Raw genomic sequence first — 22,653 nt, 5'->3', positions numbered from 1 at the left:
AATGTTTCAACTTATGTAGGATTTTGTTTCATGCACCAAAACTAAACATGAATGGAACATTTGTAAGGGCTTTGCTCTGTGAATGTCCATAGATTTGCAATGTGATCCTGGAGCTAAGCATGCAGCTCTATTATCACATAGTGTGTTAAGTTATTTTTTAATCTTAAAATTCATACGATGGAAAAACTAAAGATTTCCTCTGGGGCAAGGTTGAATAAGGTACTCTCTACCTTAATGATCTGTATGGCTCTTATGATGAACGTCTCGTATCTGAGCGCTCAAAATCCTAATGTTACGGTAACTGGTACAGTGGAGGACACAATGGGCCCTGTAATTGGTGCCAGTGTGGTTGAAAAAGGCGTACCTTCCAATGGATGTATTACCGATATTGATGGTAATTTCTCTTTGAAAGTAAAACAGAATGCTACGCTGGTAATAAGTTTTGTGGGCTACAAAACAGTAGAAATTCCTTTGAAGGGACAGAGAACAGTGAAAGTGACGTTGCAAGAGGACACTGAGATGCTGGATGAGGTAGTGGTAGTAGGTTACGGTACGATGCGTAAGAAAGACCTTACAGGATCGGTTGTACAGATCAATCCCAGTAAAATAGCTGACTCGAATCCTGCATCTGTACAAGATGTGTTACGTGGTACTCCTGGTTTGCAGATTGGTTACGATGCTTCTGCAAAAGGTAGCGATGCATCTATTTCATTGCGTGGTAAGAACTCATTGGGTACGGATGCCAAACCGATGATTGTACTGGATGGTATGGCTTTCTATGGTGAACTTTCAGAAATCAATCCGGATGATATCGGTCAGATTGACGTATTGAAAGATGCTTCTTCTGCTGCTATTTATGGTGCCAAAGCTGCTGCCGGTGTTATTATCATTACTACTAAGAAAGGTAAACAAGGCAAGCCGGTCATCAACGTAAGTGCTAACTTGGCTGTTAATAAGAAGTCGGCTTATCGTGATTATTACAGTGCTAGCGGTTACCTGCGTTATCGTCAGGACTGGTATAAGATGGTGAATACTTATGGACAAGGTGAAAACGGACTTTATGGCTACTACAATGTGATGGCAAAAGATGGAAGTGGCAATATGAGTGCTGCTTATCCGCAAGGTTATTATGACAATCCCGCGAATATGACAACTGCAGAGCAAGATGCTTGGGCATCCGCTGCTGGTGTAAGTGGTTTCGGACCTTCTGATGGTGAATCCGCACTTAGTTTATTTGCACGTCGTTTGACGTTGGATGTTTCTCCGCTGGTATTCAATAATTTCTTGTCCGGCAAAACTTTTGACTGGTATGATGCTACTTTCCGTACTGGTATCAATCAAGATTACAACGCCAGTATTTCAGGTGCTACTGATAGGGTTAACTACTATTTGTCTGTTGGTTACATGGATAATGAAGGTGCCGTACAAGGTAATGAATATCATGCATTCCGTTCGAATATGAAGATTAGTGCTAAGATTACTGACTGGTTGGAGATTGGTGCGAATGTGAACTTCCAGGATCGCTCTGACGGTGATATCCAAGTTTCATTGGGTAGTAACTATTGGGATGCTAATATGTTGCGTAACTCTCCTTATGCTTCTATGTATGACGAAAAAGGTGGTTATCAGCAATATCCTATGAGTGGATTGCCCACTAACGGTGGTTACAACTACTACTTCGACCGTCAATACTATGATTTGGAAAAAGGATATACAGTGTTAAACACTATTTTCAATGCCAAGATTACATTGCCTCTGGGTTTCACTTATCAGTTTAACATTGCTCCGCGTTATCAGTGGTTCTACGATCGTTATTTTATGTCGGCCGACCTACCTGATGCTTCGGCATCCAGCCGTGGTGTGAACCGTGAATGGTCCAAAAACTTTGACTGGAACTTGAATAATACTATTACTTGGGACCGTACTTTTGCTGATACCCATCATTTTACAGTGACTTTGGTACAAGAAGCCGAAGAACATCGTACTTGGAATGACAAAATCAATGCCCGTAACATTACACCGAGTGATGCACTGGGTTTCCATTATACTGGTGGTGCTAATAAGGAGCAGAGTTCTTTCTCTACTAATGATACGCACTATACAGCTGCTTCTTATCTGGGTCGTTTGTTCTATAGCTACAATGATCGCTATATGTTTACCGGTACGTTCCGTCGCGATGGTTATGCAGGCTTCGGAGCCAAGAATCCTTGGGGTAACTTTGGTTCGGTAGGTTTAGGTTGGACTGTTTCGAACGAAAAATTTATGAAAGGTACTGAGAAGTGGCTGGATATGCTAAAGTTACGTTTGTCTTGGGGTACCAATGGTAACCGTGATTTTGGTGACGTATACAAAACGTTGGCCAACCTGAATTTGGGAGGTACTGGTATGGTTTATGTTAACAACGGAACTTCAACAGTAATTAATCCTTTGTATATGGACCGTCTGGCTGCTCCTAATCTGCAATGGGAAACGACGAAAGCTTGGAATGCCGGAGTAGATTTCTCTGTACTGGGTGGCCGCTTGACCGGTAGCCTTGACTACTATTTCAAGAAGACTACTGATATGATTATGGGGCAACGTCTGCCGAGTTTCTCCGGTTTCAGTACTATCACCACTAACTTGGGTGAAGTGCAGAACCAGGGTTTTGAAATAGCCTTGAACTCTACTAATATCGAGACTAAAGACTTTACATGGAATACTTCTGCTGGTTTCTCTATTAACAAGAATCGTATCAACCACATCTATTACGACTATGACGAAAACGGTGTGGAACGGGACGATACTTCTAACAATTGGTACATCGGACAGCCTATTGGCACCATCTGGTATTACGAAACTGATGGTGTTTGGCAGAATAATCCTGAGGACATTGCTGCTGCAGCTTTGGTAGGTCAGAAACCGGGTGATCCTAAAGTAGTGAATCGCTATACGGAAGACGATAAGATTCTGGAAGACGGCACACGTGTGCCTGTTTACAACGATAACGACAAAACTTATCTTGGAACCACGACTCCCCCCATTTATTGGAATATACGTAATGAATTCACTTTGTGGAAGGATTTGACTTTCTCATTCTCACTCTATTCTTATATGGGGCATAAGAGTACAAATGGTTACTGGCTGAATCAGGATAACGGTGGATCACAGGTACTTAACGGCTTCAATATGCCAACGAAAGAATATTGGACGCCCGACAACCCTACTAATGATTACTGCCGTCTGAATGCTGTAGGTCCTAATACAGGTTTGGCTTCCGGGGTGGACAAACTTTACAACCGTAACTTTGTTCGTTTGGATGATATTACCGTTGGCTACACGTTGCCTCAGAGATGGACGAAGAAATATATGATTGATAAGGTTCGTGTGACTGCAAGCGTTAAAAATGTGTGTACTATCTCCGGTTGGGAATATGGTGATCCTGAAACAGGTGGCTTGGCTACTCGTACCTTTAATTTTGGTTTGAATATAACACTCTAATAACTGAAAGACAATATGAAAAAGATGAATAAATTAGTAAGGGGATGTATGGTTTTAGCTTCGGCCGCCATGCTGGCAAGCTGTTCGGACAGCTTCCTAGAACAAGATCCCTTATCATTCTATAATCCGGGAAATACGTATACTACAGAATCAGGTCTGCGTTCGGCAATGGCTATGTGCGATTTGGGACTTAAGGAAATGTTGATGGATGGTAACGGAAACGTACTTCCGATTGCTTCACTCTATTTTATGACTGATATAGGTTTGTATGCAAAGACGGATGCAGGCTTTTTTATGGACGATTTCGCCAATAAGATTACACCGACCAGCGGTATGAAAGGTGGTGGTGACGAGAATGCAATGAGCCGTTTTTGGGACCGCGGGTGGACCAGTATTAAATTTGCCAATACTGTGCTTTCATATGTAGACCAAGTGCAGAGCTTGGATGAAAAAGTACGTAACGAATACAAAGGACGTGCTTATTTTCACCGCGCTTATGGCTACTATCATCAGGCATTATTATTCGGTGACATTCCCTTGGTGACGAAGATTATCGAGGTACCTAAGCAAAACTATAAATCTACAAGCAAGGAGGCGATTTTCCAGATGTTGGTACACGATTTGGAGTTTGCCGTTCAAAATGTGCCGGCTCAAAAAGATATGTCTTATATGGGTACGGTGAATCAGGAAGCTTGTATGCAACTACTTATCAAATGTTATCTTGTAACGGGTGAGTATAAGAAGGCGGAAGATATGGCTACTGACTTGATCAATAATCATGGTTTGAAGTTGATGGATGCTCCGTTTGGTTCGCTGGTTACTGGTAATAGTACTACTTGGCCTGTAGAACGTAATGTGGTTTGGGACCTTCATCGTGGTGAAAATGTGTCTATTGCTGAAAACAAGGAGACCATTATGCCTATCTTGAACTTTCATAGTCAGAGCTGGATAAATTATCCGCTAATGCGCGCTATGTGTGTACACTGGTCCAATAGTGTTATCATGGATCCGCATAAGCTAAGTGCCCCTACATACAACTATTCACGTACTGATGGCAAGTATAATGAAGAGTTAGATTGGGTACGTGCATTGGGACGTGGTATCGGTTGTTTCCGTACTTCCCGCCACTACAACCAGACTATTTGGCGCTATGACGGAGAGGAAGATACGCAAGACTTGCGCCACAATCGTGCTGTGGGTAACTGGGTGGAAATGGAAGACCTTAAGTATAATAATCCATCATCAGCATTCTATGGTCAGAACATGACGCTTTATGCGCCGGAAGACTGGACGAGTGAAGATGGTAAAAGTAGTGTGAAAAAAGGAGAGTTACTCTGTCTTGATACGATTCGCAGTTGGTATCCTACTCCTTTGTATAAGGTTTACATTAAAGATGCTGCTGCTGAAGAAAATATGGGTGCCAATCAGTTCAATGGCGCAACAAAAGGTAATGCTTGTTCTAACGGTGATCTCTATTTATTCCGTCTTGCAGAGACTTATCTACTTCGTGCGGAGGCTAAATTCTATCAAGGCAATACAACAGGTGCAGCCGATGATGTAAATGCTGTTCGTCGTCGCGCTAATGCCAAGAAGATGTTTACTACGGTTACCATCGGTGATATTACTGACGAACGTGCTCGTGAACTCTATCTGGAAGAATGGCGTCAACCTGAATTGACCCGTATTTCCTGGTGTTTGGCTCGTAGTGGCCAGCCTGATGAGTGGGGTGAAACTTACGATTTGTCCACTTGGGATAAACAAACTGGTACTGATTTGAGTGGTGGTAGTTATTGGTACAAACGTTGTACGCGTTACAGCCTTTTCAATAATGGTCCGATATTCTCTGGAAAACAGTTTAATTATCAGGTTAGTAAGCATAATATGTTCTGGCCTGTACCTAATTCGGCTATTACAGCTAATATCGGCGCTACACTTCGTCAGAACTATGGATATGACGGTTACGATGATTCTGTTCCAATGTTTACTAATTGGGAGGAAGCTGTTGCTGATGAAGAGAAGACAAATTAATTTATGAAAACATCCTATTTCTACGTTGTTATAGAACTAATTCCTATAACAACGTAGATTAGTAAAGATATTGTTAAATCATTCGTTTACAATAGGTTTTGGGAGAGCCTGCTTTTCAATTGAAGAAGGGTGGGCTTTTTGCTATTAAAAAGGAGGATTGGTTGAGGGATATTATAGGATGATTTAGAGTAAGGATCAAGTTAAATCTAATATCAATAGGTCATGAAAGATGTGAACTATTTTTTTCTGGTATTATGTAGTGTATTATATATAGGCATCTTAAGCGCTTGCGATGATAAAGAAACGCCAGCGATTATGAATATTGAAAGCGTTTGTGGAAATTATGCTGTGGAGCAGGTGAAAATGACTTTCAACGGTGTGGACATGCCTGCTTTAGGAAATATTTCTCTGACACTAGATGCTTCTTATGATGATAATGTAGGTGAGGTTGATGGCAGTAGGAAGATGACATTGGAAATGCCTCCTCTTTGGCCGAACTTACCTGTAGAAGGCATCTATCCGGCATTTGAAAATATTATCGTAAAAGTGGATGCTGTTGCTTCTTCGGAGTTGGTTACTTTTGAAGGAAGCATAAAGAAAGCTGAATACGATTTGATTGTAAAAGGAACTTGCCGGGAGGGTATTATTGTACTGGAATGGACCTATACTGCCTTTTCAAAATTTATAGGAAAGAGGTATCTCTTTGAATTCAATAAGCAATCTCTGAATATGGGCATGCTTAACCCTTCGGTGGAAACAGTGGAATGGGAAGGTAGTCAGGTGCCGGTTGGAGAGTTCGTGACTGATGCTATTGAACCTGTTTTGGAAGCTATAGGAAGACGGTTGGGAGGCTCTTTTTATCTTGAAGTGTTGTCAGATGCTTCAGTTCAGGCAGGTGTGAAGTCTTACGAAACGAATGATTTTGTGCCTATTCCGGGCAAACTGGGTTTCCGTAATTTGAATGGTGGATTCGGCTATCTGGTAGCGGATTATGATGGTGCATTGTGCTTGTCCCAAGTGGTGTTGGGTGATTTCTCTGTCAGTTCTACCATGTTTGCCTCAATTGGCGGTAATCTCCATTTTGTTCCTGTTTTCTTTGTAGATGGAAGGTCGGCAAATGAACTCAGAATAGCCTTTGATACTCCTCTTGGAACTAGTTTTTGCAGATTTTTGTTTCAGTGGCTAGAAAATTTGGGAGAAATAGAACTTTCTGTAGAAGAAATAGAGAAAGCTCATAGGCTTGCTTTATTACTTCAAGATAAGAAAATCAAATATATTCATCTGCTTGGAGCAGTTATTGAGTAAACCACATAAGATTACGTGTATGAGAAAAATGAAATTACTTTTCGTATTGCTTTTTACAGTGGGCAATGCATTCTGTTTTTTCGGACAAAATACGGAATTTGCGCATAATGCAATGGATGTCACTCATGAAGTAAGCACTCATAAGCAGGTGGATAATTCTCCGCAAGTGAAGGCTGTGTGGAATGATACGGATGGAAATTATATTAACGCCCACGGTGGTGGCATTTTGTTTCACAACGGACTATATTACTGGTTCGGTGAACATCGTCCCAAAGAGGGGTTCACTACCGAAGTGGGAGTGAACTGTTATACATCTTCCGATTTGCATAATTGGACTTACAAGGGCGTAGCACTCGCTGTCTCCGAAGAACCCGGCAATGATATTGAACGTGGTTGCATCATGGAGCGCCCCAAAGTGATATATAATGAGAGGACCGGGAAATTTGTAATGTGGTTCCATTTGGAACTGAAAGGTCAAGGCTATGGACCTGCCCGTGCAGCTGTAGCCATCAGTGATAAACCGGAGGGTCCTTATCGTTTTGTTCGTTCCGGACGAGTGAACCCCGACATCTATCCTGAAAATATGCCTGAAGCAGACCGTAAGCTGGCATGGAATATGGAGAAGTATCAAAAATGGTGGACTCCGGAATGGTATGAAGCTGTTAACCGGGGATTATTTGTGAAACGCGATTTAAAAGGAGGGCAAATGTCTCGTGATATGACTTTATTTGTGGATGACGATGGTAAAGCTTATCACATTTATTCTTCGGAAGAGAATTTGACTTTGCATATTGCGGAATTAACTGATGATTATTTGGGGCATTCAGGACGTTATATTCGTATTTTTCCCGGTGGACATAATGAGGCACCGGCCATATTCAAGAAAGGCAATATGTATTGGATGATAACTTCCGGATGTACTGGGTGGATTCCTAATGAAGCTCGTATGTTTTCGGCTTCTTCCATTTGGGGACCATGGGAGCAATATCCTAATCCGTGCCGCGGGCAGAACAGTGAAAAAACTTTTGGTGGACAAAGTACGTTCGTATTGGAGCTACCGGAGAACCGCTTTATATTTATGGCTGATGTTTGGAAACCGAAGAGTCTGATGTATTCCGGACACATTTGGCTACCTATACAGTTTAGTGAAAAAGGAATTCCGTTTATTGAATGGTTGGATAAGTGGTGAATTTCTTATATTCGTATTTCTTATAAGAATCGGTAGTATAAATCTGTAAAATGTGAACTTGAATGAAAATAGTAACAAGAAGTCTGTTCCTGCTATTTTTGCTTATTCCGGTAGGGCTGTCCGGCCAAACGGAGTGGCAATTAGTGTGGAGTGATGAGTTCAACGCAGACGGTCTTCCGGATACGGCTGTGTGGAGTTATGATAATGGTTTTGCACGTAATGAAGAAGCCCAGTGGTATCAGGAAGGCAACGCTTACTGCAAAGATGGAAAGTTGATTATTGAAGCGCGAAAAGAGGAAGGGCGTAGAAATCCCTGGTATGAGGCCGGAAGTAACGATTGGCGGAAGAAGCGGGAGTTTATCGAGTACACTTCCTCGTGCATCACAACGTCCGGTAAAAAAGAATTTCTTTATGGCAGATTCGAGGTTCGCGCCAAGATTCCTGTGAGCGGAGGGGCATGGCCTGCTATCTGGACATTGGGCAGCGGTATGGAATGGCCTTCGTGTGGCGAAATCGACATCATGGAATATTATCGCATCAAAGGCGTACCGCATATTCTGGCAAATGCCGCTTGGGGAACTGACCGACAGTGGAATGCCAAATGGAATAGTAAAGCGATTCCTTTTACTCATTTTACAGATAAAGATCCGGCGTGGGCGGATAAGTTTCACATCTGGCGTATGGATTGGGATGAAACGGCCATTAAAATCTATCTGGATGATGAATTGCTGAATGAAATTCCTTTGAGCGAAACTGTGAATGGCACCATCGGAAAAGGGACGAACCCTTTCCGCAAGCCTCAATATCTTTTGTTGAACTTAGCTCTTGGTGGCATAAACGGTGGAGAGATTGATGATAAAGGAATCCCCATGCGCTATGAAATAGACTATGTACGGGTATATCAGAAGCAGTAGAAAAGATGGAAAAGACCAGATTTTCCTGAAAATTATGCATTTTATAGCGGAAATGACCGATAAATATCCTCTTTTGCAATATTTGTAGTAGTTCGTTTTCTTATGAAACGGATATATTTGCAACAATGAAAAACAACTTATATAGAATATCATGAAAACAAGAAAATATCTTTGGCTACTATTGACCGTAGCATTGCTGATACCTCTTAATGTATCGGCCAAAAAGAAACCTGAAAAAGTAAAGACTGATCGTGAATTATGGACAGGCATTCTCTATCAGATGGCTGCACCTGTACTGAGCAATATGAGCGAAGGTAAATTGCAGGAAAATATGATGGTAGAGTTAAGTCCTACATGGGATGGCCGTGATAAACGAGTGACTTATATGGAATGCTTCGGCAGGTTGATGGCCGGACTGGCTCCGTGGTTGTCATTGCCTGATGATGACACGGCAGAAGGTCAGCAGCGCAAACAATTGCGTGAGTGGGCATTGAAGAGTTATGCCCAATCAGTGGACCCGGAAAGTAAAGATTACCTGTTATGGCGCAAGGAAGGACAACCTCTCGTAGATGCTGCCTATATAGCTGAAAGCTTTTTGCGTGGATATGATGCCTTATGGGTTCCATTGGATGATTTGACAAAACAGCGATATATTGCTGAGTTCCAACAATTGCGCCGGGTAGATCCCCCTTATACGAATTGGTTGTTATTCTCTTCAACCGTTGAATGCTTCCTGAAAAAGGCAGGTGCCCAAACCGATTACTATCGTATAACTTCTGCTTTACGTAAAGTAGACGAGTGGTATGTGGGCGATGGTTGGTACAGTGACGGAGAAGATTTTGCATTTGACTATTATAACAGTTTTGTGCTTCACCCCATGTATGTGGAATGCCTTGACGTGATGACGGATGGAGGAAAAAGAAACATCTGGAATGTGAAAGGCGGAAACTTCCCGAAAGCTTTGAAGCGTATGCAGCGTTTCGGTATGATATTGGAACGCTTTGTTTCTCCTGAAGGTGCTTTCCCCGTATTTGGCCGTTCAATTACTTATCGTACCGGTGTGTTACAGCCTCTTGCCTTGTTGTCATTACGTGGCTGGCTACCGAAAGAATTGCCTGCCGGACAGGTGCGTGCGGCAATGACAGCTGTTATTCAACGCATGTTCGGTGATAACCGCAATTTCAATGCGGAAGGTTATCTGACATTAGGCTTTAATGGTTCTCAACCCAATATTTCAGACTGGTATACCAATAATGGTAGTCTTTATTTGGCTTCGCTTGCTTTCTTGCCATTAGGTTTGGCTGCTGATGATCCTTTCTGGACAGATGCGCCACAGCCCTGGACATCAAAGAAAGCATGGGGAGGAGAAGATTTCCCGAAAGATCACGCATATTACGAATAATAATTATGAATAAACGCATTCTTTTTTTCTTTCTGATTCTCCTGGTATTTTCCACTCTCCGGGCGCAACAGTCCCGTCTTGTGGAAGTGGGGAACGGATATAGCCAAACGTCAGTCAATACGACTGTATTCAGGAACAACTCGCTTGTGACACAAGGAGATGAACAGTATATAAGTTATTATGACGGGGACGGTTATCTGGTGCTCGGCAAACGGAAGTTGAATTCTGACCAATGGACGTTACAACGGACACAATACAAGGGAAATGTAAAGGATGCCCATAATATAATCAGCATGATGCTGGACGGAGATGGTTATTTGCATCTGTCATTTGACCATCACGGACATAAACTGAATTATTGTCGCAGCACTGCTCCATATACTCTGGAACTGGGTGATAAAGAGCCTATGACCGGAGTGGATGAGGGAAATGTGACTTATCCGGAGTTCTATCCGTTGAATGGAGGCGATCTGTTGTTTGTTTATCGTTCCGGTTCTTCCGGCAGGGGAAATCTGGTGATGAACCGCTATTCTGTGAAAGAGAAAAAATGGTATCGCGTACAAGATGTCCTGATAGATGGTGAAGATCAGCGGAATGCCTACTGGCAGCTTTATGTAGATGAGCAGGGAACCATACACCTGTCGTGGGTATGGCGCGAAACATGGCATGTGGAGACTAATCATGATCTTTGTTATGCCCGCTCCTATGATAACGGTGTCACGTGGTATAAGGCGAATGGCAAGAAATATGATTTGCCTATTCGTTACAATAATGCAGAGTATGCCTGCCGTATTCCACAAAACTCAGAACTCATCAACCAGACCAGTATGAGTGCAGATGCAAGTGGTAATCCTTATATTGCCACGTATTGGCGCGATCCTGATAGTGATGTTCCGCAATACCGTATTGTGTGGCACGATGGACAAATGTGGCAGAATCGCCAGGTTTCCGATCGTCATACTCCTTTTTCTCTGAAAGGTGGTGGTACAAAGATGATTCCAATTGCCCGCCCGCGTATCGTGGTGGATGGTGGCGAGATATTCTACATCTTCCGTGATGAAGAACGGGGAAGTAGAGTGTCGATGGCACATGCTCAGGCTGTGGGAACTGGAAAATGGACTATTACAGACCTGACAGACTTTGCGGTAGACGCCTGGGAACCCTCGCATGACACGGAACTATGGAAGCAGAAACGCCGGCTCCATCTTTTTGTGCAGCATACTAAACAAGGTGATGGTGAACGTATGGTTGAATTTGCTCCTCAACCGGTATATGTGCTGGAAGTGAATAATTAATTTTTGTGCATATATAATTTACTATAGTGGCAGGCTCCCTTTAATCCTTACTCAGAATGCCTTCTGGGAGGGGGATAATGAGGTTACGACTGAATAGGGTTAAGTATACGACTGAATGGCATTCAGTATACGACTGAATAGGGTTCACTCCGGGACACAATTTCAAGGAGGTACTCAGTAGATCTGAATTTGTCTTCCTTTATGAATAATAACGAGTGGTATAGTAATTAAGTAAAAAAAGAAAAATATATGAAAACATTTTTGGGAAATGTGATACTTTTAGCTTTTTGTCTGAGTGGGCTGTTGGCTTGTGCGGCTCCAAAAGATGAGGCTAAAGAAGTTGTGGATATTATTTATAAAGTGAATAACTATTGGCAGGAACAGAATCCGAAGCATGGGCGTTCATTCTGGGACAATGCCGCCTATCATACAGGTAATATGGAAGCGTTCTTCCTGACTGGAGATACTGCTTTCATGGATTATTCCAAGGCTTGGGCAGAGCACAATGAATGGAAAGGCGCCAAATCGGACAATAAAGCCGAGTGGAAATACAGCTACGGTGAAAGTAATGAGTATGTGCTTTTCGGTGATTACCAGATTTGCTTCCAGACGTATGCAGATTTATATAACATAGAGCCGGATACTCAGAAAATAGCCCGTGCCCGCGAAGTGATGGAATATCAGATGAGTACGGATAAGAACGATTATTGGTGGTGGGCCGATGGACTCTATATGGTGATGCCCGTTATGACTAAACTATATAAGATAACCGGTAATCCGCTTTATCTGGACAAACTGCATGAATATTGGGTATTTGCCGATAGCTTGATGTATGATCCCGAAGATGCCCTGTATTACCGTGACGGGAAATATATCTATCCCAAACATAAAAGTGCGAACGGTAAGAAAGACTTTTGGGCACGCGGAGACGGCTGGGTGCTTGCGGCACTGGCTAAAGTATTAAAGGATTTACCTGAAACAGATAAATACCGTCAGGAATATATAGATCGTTTTCAGACAATGGCAAAAGCTGTGGCTGCCTGTCAACAACCGGAAGGATACTGGACACGGAGTTTGCTTGATCCGGAACATGCACCCGGACCGGAAACCAGTGGCACTGCTTTCTTTACCTATGGTCTGCTGTGGGGTATGAATAACGGCCTTTTGGATAAGGCTACTTATCAGCCTGTAGTAGAAAAAGCCTGGAAATATCTAACGACTGTTGCTTTACAGCCGGATGGACGTATCGGTTATGTGCAGCCTATCGGAGAAAAGGCAATTCCGGGGCAGGTGGTAGATGCCAATTCAACAGCTAACTTTGGAGTGGGAGCATTCTTATTGGCTGCTTGTGAAATGGTACGTTTCTTGGATTGAACATTCGTTTTTAATTGAAATACGAAATGGAGTTTGTTTTGCCGACAAACTCCATTTTTTTATAGATAAGTGGGTAAATCTTTGTTTTTTAATGAAATGACACAAAATTATTCCCTTTTTGCATGATTCGTAGTAGTATATTTCCTTTTTTATGTGTATTTTTGACACCCAATAACTAACGTGAATTTTATGAGGAATACTATGAGACATTTTGCAGTTGCTATTAGTTTAATGTTGGCAATGACATTGCCTTCTTTTTCCCAACAACATCCTATCGTTGAAAAAGATTATGTGGCTTATTTGTTTACCTACTTTACAGGTAACCACATCAGTGAAGAAGCTGTATGTTATGCCGTAAGTATGGATGGATATACATATTGGGCGCTGAATGACGGTAAGCCCGTTCTTGATTCGAAAGTGATCAGTTCGACCGGTGGTGTGCGCGATCCGCATATTCTGAGAAGTCAGGATGGTCATACCTTTTATATGGTGGTGACAGATATGGTATCTGACAATGGTTGGGATTCAAACCGTGCGATGGTGCTGCTGAAGTCCAATGACCTTGTAAACTGGACGCATTCCATCATCAACATGCAGAAACGCTATAAAGGACAGGAAAAGCTGAAACGTGTTTGGGCACCGCAGACGGTTTTCGACCCTGAAGCCGGAAAATATATGGTGTACTGGTCTATGCAGTATGCCGGTGGAGCCGATATCATCTACTATGCGTATGCCAATGACGACTTTACAGATCTGATTGGTGAACCGAAGCCACTCTTCATTCCGGAGAATAAGAAATCATGTATCGACGGGGATATTGTCTATAAAGACGGTGTTTTCCACCTGTTCTATAAGACAGAAGGACATGGAAACGGCATTAAAGTGGCAACCACCCGTTCACTGACTTCCGGCCAGTGGAAAGAAGAACCGGATTACAAGCAGCAAACAAAGGATGCTGTGGAAGGTGCCGGCACATTTAAACTGATAAATCAGGATAAGTATATATTAATGTATGATGTATACATGAAAGGCAAATATCAGTTTACGGAAACTACCGACCTGAAGAACTTCAAAGTGATAGACAGTGAGGTGAAGATGAACTTCCATCCCCGCCACGGAACGATTATTCCTATCACACGCGATGAATTGATCCGTATCACGGATAAATGGGGCAAGCCTGTCGAATTGGGGGCAATACCGAACAATCCTGTATTGCCCGGATTTCATGCCGACCCTGAAATCTTATACTCAAACAAGACAAAGAAATATTATATCTATTCCACAACAGACGGACAACCCGGTTGGGGTGGATGGTATTTCACTGTTTTTTCTTCAACCGACCTGAAGAACTGGAACTATGAAGGCGTTATGCTGGATTTGAAATCCGAACAGGTACCTTGGGCGAATGGAAATGCCTGGGCACCGTGTATTGAGGAAAAACTCATCAAGGGAGAATACAAGTACTTCTTTTATTATAGCGGCAATCCCGCCAAAGGCGGAGGAAAGCAAATCGGCGTAGCAATGGCCGACTCACCTGTCGGACCGTTTACCGATCTGGGACAGCCCATCATTACAGACTCTCCCGTAGGACACGGACAGCAGATAGACGTGGATGTCTTCACCGATCCTGTATCCGGTAAACCTTATCTGTATTGGGGAAATGGCTACATGGCCGGCGCCGAACTGAACAAAGACATGATTTCCATCAAGAAGAAAACACTTACGGTAATGACTCCCGAAGGAGGAACCTTGCAGGATTATGCATTCCGTGAAGCTCCTTATGTATTTTACCGTAACGGACTTTATTATTTTATGTGGTCGGTAGATGACACTGGCTCACCCAACTACCACGTGGCTTACGGCACATCTAAATCGCCGCTTGGACCTATTGAGGTAGCTAAAGATCCGATTGTACTGATTCAGAATCCGGAGAAACAAATCTACGGTCCTGCACACAATGCAGTGTTACAAATTCCGGGTACGGATGAGTGGTATATCGTTTATCATCGTATTAATAAGAACTTCCTGAAAGATGGTCCGGGTACGCATCGGGAAGTATGCATTGACCGTATGGAATTCAATGAAGACGGAACGATTAAACGGGTAATAACAAACAATTGACAGTTGACAATTGAAATAATTATTTGATCATGAGAAACAAACTGAAGGGATTAGCTTTTTTATGTATGGTGGTAGCCTTACCGCTGACAGCACAAAATGTTACCGTCAACGGACCTGACGGTAAATTGCAACTAACCGTTTCGTGCCCGGAAGGGAAGGAAGCATTGTATTCTCTCGCCTATAACGGGAAACAGATGCTGGAATCATCTCCGTTGGGTCTGGAGACCAATGTGGGAGACTTTGCGAAAGCAATGAAACTGACCGGGCATGAAGAAAGGAAAATTGATACCGTTTACACGCAATCGCGTATCAAAGCTTCCAAGATACATTATCAGGCCAATGAACTGGTATGTGCCTTTGTCAATGCAAAAGGGCAGAAGATGGACGTAATCTTCCGTGTGAGCAATAATGACGTTGCTTTCCGCTATACGTTGCCCCGCCAGGGCGAACGGGGAAGCCTTGTTGTGAACAGCGAAGCAACCGGTTTTCGTTTTCCTGAACAGACTACTACCTTCATGTGTCCGCAAAGTGACGCCATGATAGGCTGGAAGCGGACAAAACCGAGTTATGAAGAAGAATATAAGGCGGATGCCCCGATGGATGTCCGTTCGCAATACGGACACGGATATACTTTCCCCTGCCTGTTCCGCGTAGGAGATAATGGCTGGGTGCTTGTCAGTGAGACAGGAGTAGACAGTCGCTATTGCGGTTCGCGCCTGAGCGATGTAACAGAAGGAAATCTGTATACGGTAGCTTTTCCGATGGCTGAAGAGAATAATGGTAACGGAACAGTTGCCCCCGCTTTCGCTTTACCGGGTTCTACCCCTTGGCGTACGATTACGGTAGGTGAGACATTGAAGTCTATTGTAGAAACCACTGTTATCTGGGATGTAGTGGAACCGCTGTATGAGACGGAACATGATTATCAGATGGGGCGTGGTACCTGGAGCTGGATACTTTGGCAGGACGGTAGTATTAATTATGATGACCAGGTGCGTTATGTTGATCTGGCTGCTGCAATGGGGTATGAATACGTGTTGATTGACAACTGGTGGGATACGAAAATCGGCCATAAGCGTATGGAATCCCTCATCGACTATGCACAAGGCAAGGGAGTAGATGTATTCCTGTGGTACAGTTCAAGCGGTTATTGGAATGATATCGAGCAAGGTCCCGTCAATATGATGGATGATCCGATTATCCGCAAGCGTGAAATGAAATGGCTTCAGGAGCAGGGTGTGAAAGGTATCAAGGTAGATTTCTTCGGTGGAGACAAACAGGAAACCATGCGTTTGTACGAAGGTATTCTGAGTGATGCTGACGATCATGGTCTGATGGTAATCTTCCACGGCTGTACAGTGCCTCGCGGATGGGAGCGGATGTATCCCAACTATGTAGGCAGCGAAGCGGTACTGGCTTCCGAGAATCTGATTTTCAATCAACATTTCTGTGATGAAGAAGCTTTCAATGCCTGCCTGCATCCCTTTATCCGTAATGCGGTAGGCTGCATGGAATTTGGCGGTACTTTCCTGAACAAGCGTTTGAACCGGGGAAACAATGGCGGAACTACCCGTCGCACGACGGATGTATTCCAGTTAGCAACAGCTGTATTGTTCCAGAACCCTATTCAGAATTATGCTTTGGCACCCAACAATCTGACAGATGCCCCGCAAGTTTGCCTGGACTTTATGAAACAGGTGCCTACTACATGGGATGAAACACGCTTTATTGATGGTTATCCTGGAAAATATGCAGTCGTTGCACGTCGTCACGGTAAGCAATGGTATGTAGCGGCTGTTAACGGTACAAAAGAAGTGCTGAAACTGAAACTCGAATTGCCTATGCTGGCAGGACAGACTCTTTCATTCTATAATGATGATAAAGAACTGCAACCTCAGTTGCAAACTCTGAAACTGAAAGCTGACGGCAAATTCCAACTGACCCTCCAACCGCAAGGTGGTGCCGTACTGGTTCAGGATTGGAAAACGAATGAAAAGGAAATGGGAGCCTATCTGTTTACCTATTTCAAAGATGATACACATAGTTTATATTTCGCAGTCAGTGATGACGGATATACATTTACGGATGTAAATAACGGTCAGCCCATTATTGCCGGTGATACGATTGCCGAACAGAAAGGTATCCGTGATCCGCATATCTATCGTGCACCGGATGGTACTTTCTACATTGCCATGACCGACCTGCACATCTTTGCCCAGCAGAAAGGTCTGCGCAACACCGAGTGGGAGCGTGATGGAGCCAAATACGGCTGGGGCAACAACCGTGGTTTTGTCCTGATGAAATCAAAAGACCTTGTAAACTGGACACACCATGTGGTCCGTATTGACAAGACTTTCCCCGGATATGATGAGATCGGTTGTGCTTGGGCACCTGAACTGGTCTACGATGAACATGCAGGCAGAATAATGATCTACTTCACCATGCGCATGGGCAATGCACGGAATATGCTGTACTATGCTTATGTAAACGAAGACTTCGACGGTCTGGAAACAGAACCCCGCTTGTTGTTCCAATATCCCGATGCTACCAAATCAGCTATCGATGCTGATATCACGAAAGTAGGTGATAAGTATCACATGTTCTACGTCGCTCACGACGGAACACCGGGCATCAAACAAGCCGTTTCGAAATATATCAACCGTGGATATACTTACCTGCCGGAATGGGTAGATCCGGAGCCGAAAGCCTGCGAAGCTCCTAACATGTGGAAGCGCATTGGCGAAGACAAATGGGTGGTAATGTATGACATCTATGGTATCAATCCTCATAATTTCGGTTTCAGTGAAACCACTGATTTTGTGAACTTCAAAGATCTGGGACACTTCAATGAAGGTGTGATGAAGGCGACTAACTTCTCGTCACCGAAACATGGAGCAGTAATCCACATCACTAAGAAAGAGGCTGAGAAGCTGAGAAAGTACTGGAAAAACAAATAACCCGATAAATAATACCATGAACAGATTGATTAGATTTTTAAGTGTATGTTTACTTCTGTCTTTTGTCTTCCCTGTGCAGGCAAAGGTGGAGGGCGTGACGAATGAACCGAATCAGGTGTACCTTTTTTCCTATTCGAACCGTGATGGACGCAGCGGCCTGAAGTTTGCTTGGAGTCCCGACGGAGAGAAGTGGTTTAGCGTAGCTAATGGATTTGCCTATGTGAATTCCGACTTTGGTCCGTGGGGACGGGCAAAGACTATGTTCAAGCCCCATTTGATGCAAACCCGTGCTGATGGCAAGTGGCATTGCATCTGGGAAACTACGAATACCGGTAAGGCACTTGCCTATGTAACCTCTCCCGACTTGCAGAAGTGGGAAGCACAGAGTTATTTCTCTCCCGAAGAACGTAGCAAGTATGAACCCAAAGATGTGTATCCCACCACTCAGAAGAAGGTATTGGTGAATGGTTCTGAAGAAGAAGGCTGGGTGCAGGAAGTTCCTTATACTACCGTGCAGCAGATCATCCGCTATGCCGAACATAAGAAATACCGCCAGTCACTGAACGCTGAACGTACCGAGCAAGACCCTGTACGTTTTGCCAACCTCAAGCCTGTAGAGGCTACTATCCAGGTGAATGCAGGTCAGGCGAAAGAGATCAGCAAGCATCTGATTGGTATCTTTTTTGAGGATATCAACTATGGAGCGGACGGCGGCTTGTATGCCGAACTGGTTCAGAACCGCGACTTTGAGTATACCCCGACGGATCGTGGTAACGATCAGAACTGGAATACTACTCACTCCTGGAGTGTTCAGGGCAGTGATGCTACATTGAGCATTGCAACGGAAAATCCTATTCATCCTAATAACTCCCATTATGCTGTTTTCGATGTGAATGCAGCTGAACAAACAGCATTGGTGAATGCTGGTTTCGACGGCATAGCCTTGAAGAAAGGCGAGAAATATGACTTCTCACTCTTTGGTAAAGTACTTGAGGGTAAAGGAGGCAAAGTACTTGTGAACTTGGTTGATAAAGATGGAACAATTATAGCACAAACTGTCGTAAACATAACATCTAAAGATTGGAAACAACAGAAAGCAGTCTTGACAGCCACAAGTGATGCGGCTGCTGCATCTCTGTCTATTGTTCCCCAGGCTGTCAGCAAGTATGCGCTGGATATGATTTCCCTCTTTCCGCAAAAGACCTTCAAAGGCCGTAAAAACGGACTTCGTGCCGATCTGGCACAAACGCTTGCCGACCTGCATCCCCGTTTCGTACGTTTCCCCGGTGGTTGTGTGGCTCATGGCGATGGAATAGATAATATTTATGATTGGAAAGGCTCTATCGGTCCGTTGGAAGCCCGTAAGCCGCTCCGCAATCTTTGGGGATACCATCAGACACGCGGTCTGGGATACCACGAATACTTCTTGTTCTGTGAAGATATGGGTGCGGAGCCCGTACCTGTGCTTGCAGCCGGTGTACCTTGTCAGAACTCCGGTACCTGCGCCCACCATTCCAAGGATGAACTGACTTGCATGGGACAGCAGGGTGGTATTCCGATGGAAGAAATGGATCAGTACATCCAAGATGTTCTCGACCTGATAGAATATGCCAACGGAGATGCCCGCAAAACCGTGTGGGGTAAGAAGCGTGCGGAAGCCGGACATCCGAAACCATTCAACCTGAAGTTCATCGGTATTGGTAATGAGGACATGATTACACCTGTCTTCGTGGAACGCTTTAAGATGATATTTGATGCCGTAAAAGCAAAATATCCTGAAGTTACCGTGATTGGTACTACCGGTCCGTTCTATGAAGGTACGGATTATGAAGTAGGTTGGGATCTTGCTACTGAACTGGGGGTACCGATGGTAGATGAACACTACTATGTAGAACCGGGTTGGATGATCCACAATCAGGAATATTACGATTATTATGACCGTAGCAAAGCGAAAGTTTACTTGGGCGAATACGCCGCTCACCTGCCGGGACGCCCCAATAATGTAGAAACTGCACTTGCCGAAGCTCTCTACCTGACTGCCGTAGAACGTAACGGTGATGTGGTAGAAATGACTTCCTATGCTCCTCTATTGGCTAAAGAAGGCCATAGACAATGGAATCCGGATTTAATCTACTTTAATAATGCGGAAGTAAAACCCACAGTAGGCTACTATACCCAACAGATGTATGGTCAGAATGCCGGTACCGAATACTTGTCTTCTACGGTAAAACTGAATAATGGTTGGGATGCCGTGAAGAAACGTGTCGGAGTATCAGTTGTGAAAGACGCTAATACCGGAGATTATATCGTGAAGTTAGTGAATATGCTTCCGGTAGAAGTTTCTTCCCAGGTGAAGTTGGACGGGGTTACTTTGGTAAATCCTTCGGCTACAAAAACGATATTGACAGGTGATCCGAAAGACAGAGGAGCTAAACCTGCTTCTTCTGATTTCAAGGTAGAAGGAAATGACTTTTCTTACTCTATGCCTGCTTATTCGTTTACAGTGATACGTATCCATCAGAATATTGAAAAGAAAAAATAAGATATAATAATGAGAAAGTTAACTGCCCTTTTTGCTTTGTCTCTTGCTTTGAGCATGCAGGCACAACAACATGTAATGACCGTCGACGTTTCCAAACCGACGGCAAAGATACAACCTGAAATGTATGGCATCTTTTTCGAAGATATCAACTTCGGTGCCGATGGCGGTCTGTATGCCGAACTGGTAAAGAACCGTTCGTTTGAATTCCCACAACCTTTCGTGGGTTGGGTGCCTTTCGGTAATGTAACCGTTCAGGATGCAAATCCTTGTTTTGACCGCAATCCTCACTATGTACGCGTAGTGAACGATGGTCGTCTGCTGCGCGCCGGACTGGATAATGAAGGTTACCGCGGCATCGGTGTGAAGCAAGGTGAAGAATATCGTTTCTCCGTTTATGCCCGCACGCCGGATGCGAAGCCGATGAAGCTCTCCATCGAGCTTGTCAACTCCAATGCACAGAATCTGTTGAAGAAAGAAATCGAAGTCAGCGGCAATAACTGGCAAAAGCTGACGGCGGTGCTGAAATCTCCTTTCACAGATGCTCATGCCCGCCTGCGTATCGTCCTCGAAACACGTGGTACGGTGGATATGGATCATATCTCCCTGTTCCCTGTGAATACTTGGAAAGGACGTGAGAATGGTCTGCGTGCCGACCTCGCACAAGCCCTTTATGACCTTAACCCGGGCGTATTCCGTTTCCCCGGTGGTTGTATCATCGAGGGTAACAGTCTTGAAACCCGTTACCAGTGGAAGAATTCCGTAGGCCCTGTTGAAAACCGCCCTCTGAATGAAAACCGCTGGAACTACACCTTCAAACATAAAGCCTTCCCTGACTATTTCCAGACTTTGGGACTTGGTTACTTCGAATACTTCCTGTTGAGCGAGGACCTCGGTGCAGAACCTCTTCCGGTAATCAGCTGCGGGCTCTCCTGCCAGTACGAAAGCAACGAAGTGGTTCCGATGGATGCACTCGATCCGTACATACAGGATGCACTCGACCTGATTGAATTTGCCAACGGCCCTGTTACTTCCAAGTGGGGAAAAGTGCGTGCCGATATGGGACATCCCGAACCCTTCAATCTGAAGATGATCGGTATCGGTAATGAACAGTGGGACAAGGTTTATGTAGAACGTTTGGAAGCTTTCACAAAAGCTATCCGTGCGAAATATCCTGATGTGAAGGTTGTAGGTAGCTCCGGCCCGAGTGCCAGCGGTGATAAATTCGATTATCTATGGCCCGAAATGAAGCGTATCGGTGTAGACCTGGTGGACGAACACTACTACATGAATCCTGATTGGTTCTTTGGCAATGCGTCACGCTATGACAATTACGACCGTAAAGGTCCGAAGGTTTTCGCCGGGGAATATGCTTCACACGATCATTCCACGAAGAAGGATAACAACTTCCTCGCCGCCCTTTCCGAAGCTGCCTTTATGACGGGACTGGAGCGGAATGCGGATGTTGTTCATCTGGCTACTTATGCGCCGTTGTTTGCTCACGTAGACGCTTGGCAGTGGAATCCGGACCTGATCTGGTTCGATAACCTGCGCATGATGCGCACACCGAACTATTACGTTCAGCAGATGTACGGCATGAATGCCGGTACCGATGTACTCAGCCTGAAGATGGATGGCAAAGCAGTAGTGGGGCAGGACAGCCTCTATGCAACAGCTGCACTGAATGCACCTACCGGAGAAATCATCCTGAAACTGGTGAATGCAAGCAGTAAGCCTGCCGATGTTCAGATCGATTTCAATGGTTTGAAGAAACGTCAGTTGGTTGCCGGTTCCTGCACTTACTTACAGAATGACAATTGGCGCACAGTAAATACGCTGGATCAGGAAGCGATTGTTCCCCGTGTACGTCCGGTACAGGTAGAAGGGCAATCTCTGAAACTGAAACTTGAACCACGTTCGTTCGGAGTGTACCGGATACAGTAGCTCTTTGAACTCTATTCCCCCTTTTTTGAACTATTATTCCCCCTAAAAAAAGTTCATTCACCCTATCTTTGTAGCGGTATGCAGAAAATATTCTTCGTACCGCTACAA

General features: G+C 44.2%; 12 protein-coding genes. All 12 read left to right on the top strand.

The window, feature by feature from the left end; genetic code table 11:
• Window positions 1–177 precede the first annotated feature (177 nt).
• The 12 genes from BACINT_RS01620 to BACINT_RS01565 all read left to right on the top strand — a co-directional run bounded on the left by BACINT_RS01620 (window position 178) and on the right by BACINT_RS01565 (window position 22,545).
• A complete protein-coding gene (locus BACINT_RS01620; RefSeq protein ID WP_007660090.1) occupies window positions 178–3,477 on the top strand; it encodes a SusC/RagA family TonB-linked outer membrane protein in 3,300 nt (1,099 codons plus the stop codon).
• 15 nt (window positions 3,478–3,492) lie between these two features.
• A complete protein-coding gene (locus BACINT_RS01615; protein ID WP_007660088.1) occupies window positions 3,493–5,505 on the top strand; it encodes a RagB/SusD family nutrient uptake outer membrane protein in 2,013 nt (670 codons plus the stop codon).
• Between the two features lie 315 nt (window positions 5,506–5,820).
• Window positions 5,821–6,810, top strand: coding sequence for a hypothetical protein (locus BACINT_RS01610; protein ID WP_143851001.1), 990 nt, complete (start codon window positions 5,821–5,823; stop codon window positions 6,808–6,810).
• A 19-nt stretch (window positions 6,811–6,829) separates the two neighbouring features.
• A complete protein-coding gene (locus BACINT_RS01605) occupies window positions 6,830–7,999 on the top strand; it encodes a glycoside hydrolase family 43 protein (protein ID WP_007660084.1) in 1,170 nt (389 codons plus the stop codon).
• A gap of 62 nt (window positions 8,000–8,061) precedes the next feature.
• Window positions 8,062–8,913 (top strand): glycoside hydrolase family 16 protein, encoded by an 852-nt coding sequence (locus BACINT_RS01600; protein ID WP_007660082.1) that lies wholly within the window; start codon window positions 8,062–8,064, stop codon window positions 8,911–8,913.
• Window positions 8,914–9,064: 151 nt separating this feature from the next.
• Window positions 9,065–10,315: a DUF2264 domain-containing protein gene (locus BACINT_RS01595; protein ID WP_007660079.1), complete on the top strand. Its 1,251-nt coding sequence runs from the start codon at window positions 9,065–9,067 to the stop codon at window positions 10,313–10,315.
• Between the two features lie 5 nt (window positions 10,316–10,320).
• The gene (locus BACINT_RS01590; RefSeq protein WP_007660078.1) at window positions 10,321–11,610 is read left to right on the top strand and encodes an alpha-l-rhamnosidase; all 1,290 of its coding nucleotides are present in this window, start codon (window positions 10,321–10,323) and stop codon (window positions 11,608–11,610) included.
• A gap of 249 nt (window positions 11,611–11,859) precedes the next feature.
• On the top strand, window positions 11,860–12,984 hold the full coding sequence (locus BACINT_RS01585; RefSeq protein ID WP_007660077.1) for a glycoside hydrolase family 88/105 protein: 1,125 nt from the start codon (window positions 11,860–11,862) through the stop codon (window positions 12,982–12,984).
• Window positions 12,985–13,215: 231 nt separating this feature from the next.
• Window positions 13,216–15,105, top strand: coding sequence for a family 43 glycosylhydrolase (locus tag BACINT_RS01580; protein ID WP_085929997.1), 1,890 nt, complete (start codon window positions 13,216–13,218; stop codon window positions 15,103–15,105).
• A 29-nt stretch (window positions 15,106–15,134) separates the two neighbouring features.
• Window positions 15,135–18,062, top strand: a complete 2,928-nt coding sequence (locus BACINT_RS01575; RefSeq protein WP_007660075.1) for a glycoside hydrolase family 97 protein — start codon at window positions 15,135–15,137, stop codon at window positions 18,060–18,062.
• A 16-nt stretch (window positions 18,063–18,078) separates the two neighbouring features.
• A complete protein-coding gene (locus BACINT_RS01570; protein WP_007660074.1) occupies window positions 18,079–20,604 on the top strand; it encodes an alpha-L-arabinofuranosidase C-terminal domain-containing protein in 2,526 nt (841 codons plus the stop codon).
• Window positions 20,605–20,613: 9 nt separating this feature from the next.
• A complete protein-coding gene (locus tag BACINT_RS01565) occupies window positions 20,614–22,545 on the top strand; it encodes an alpha-L-arabinofuranosidase C-terminal domain-containing protein (RefSeq protein ID WP_007660073.1) in 1,932 nt (643 codons plus the stop codon).
• Window positions 22,546–22,653: the final 108 nt, after the last annotated feature.

This window comes from Bacteroides intestinalis DSM 17393, from assembly GCF_000172175.1.
GTDB classification, from domain to species: Bacteria; Bacteroidota; Bacteroidia; order Bacteroidales; family Bacteroidaceae; genus Bacteroides; species Bacteroides intestinalis.
This window is presented reverse-complemented; position numbering and strand designations above follow the sequence as displayed.

Coding starts and splice junctions, on each gene's coding strand:
- BACINT_RS01620 (WP_007660090.1), top strand. CDS start 178: ATGGAAAAACTAAAGATTTCCTCTGGGGCAAGGTTGAATAAGGTACTC.
- BACINT_RS01615 (WP_007660088.1), top strand. CDS start 3,493: ATGAAAAAGATGAATAAATTAGTAAGGGGATGTATGGTTTTAGCTTCG.
- BACINT_RS01610 (WP_143851001.1), top strand. CDS start 5,821: ATGAATATTGAAAGCGTTTGTGGAAATTATGCTGTGGAGCAGGTGAAA.
- BACINT_RS01605 (WP_007660084.1), top strand. CDS start 6,830: ATGAGAAAAATGAAATTACTTTTCGTATTGCTTTTTACAGTGGGCAAT.
- BACINT_RS01600 (WP_007660082.1), top strand. CDS start 8,062: ATGAAAATAGTAACAAGAAGTCTGTTCCTGCTATTTTTGCTTATTCCG.
- BACINT_RS01595 (WP_007660079.1), top strand. CDS start 9,065: ATGAAAACAAGAAAATATCTTTGGCTACTATTGACCGTAGCATTGCTG.
- BACINT_RS01590 (WP_007660078.1), top strand. CDS start 10,321: ATGAATAAACGCATTCTTTTTTTCTTTCTGATTCTCCTGGTATTTTCC.
- BACINT_RS01585 (WP_007660077.1), top strand. CDS start 11,860: ATGAAAACATTTTTGGGAAATGTGATACTTTTAGCTTTTTGTCTGAGT.
- BACINT_RS01580 (WP_085929997.1), top strand. CDS start 13,216: ATGTTGGCAATGACATTGCCTTCTTTTTCCCAACAACATCCTATCGTT.
- BACINT_RS01575 (WP_007660075.1), top strand. CDS start 15,135: ATGAGAAACAAACTGAAGGGATTAGCTTTTTTATGTATGGTGGTAGCC.
- BACINT_RS01570 (WP_007660074.1), top strand. CDS start 18,079: ATGAACAGATTGATTAGATTTTTAAGTGTATGTTTACTTCTGTCTTTT.
- BACINT_RS01565 (WP_007660073.1), top strand. CDS start 20,614: ATGAGAAAGTTAACTGCCCTTTTTGCTTTGTCTCTTGCTTTGAGCATG.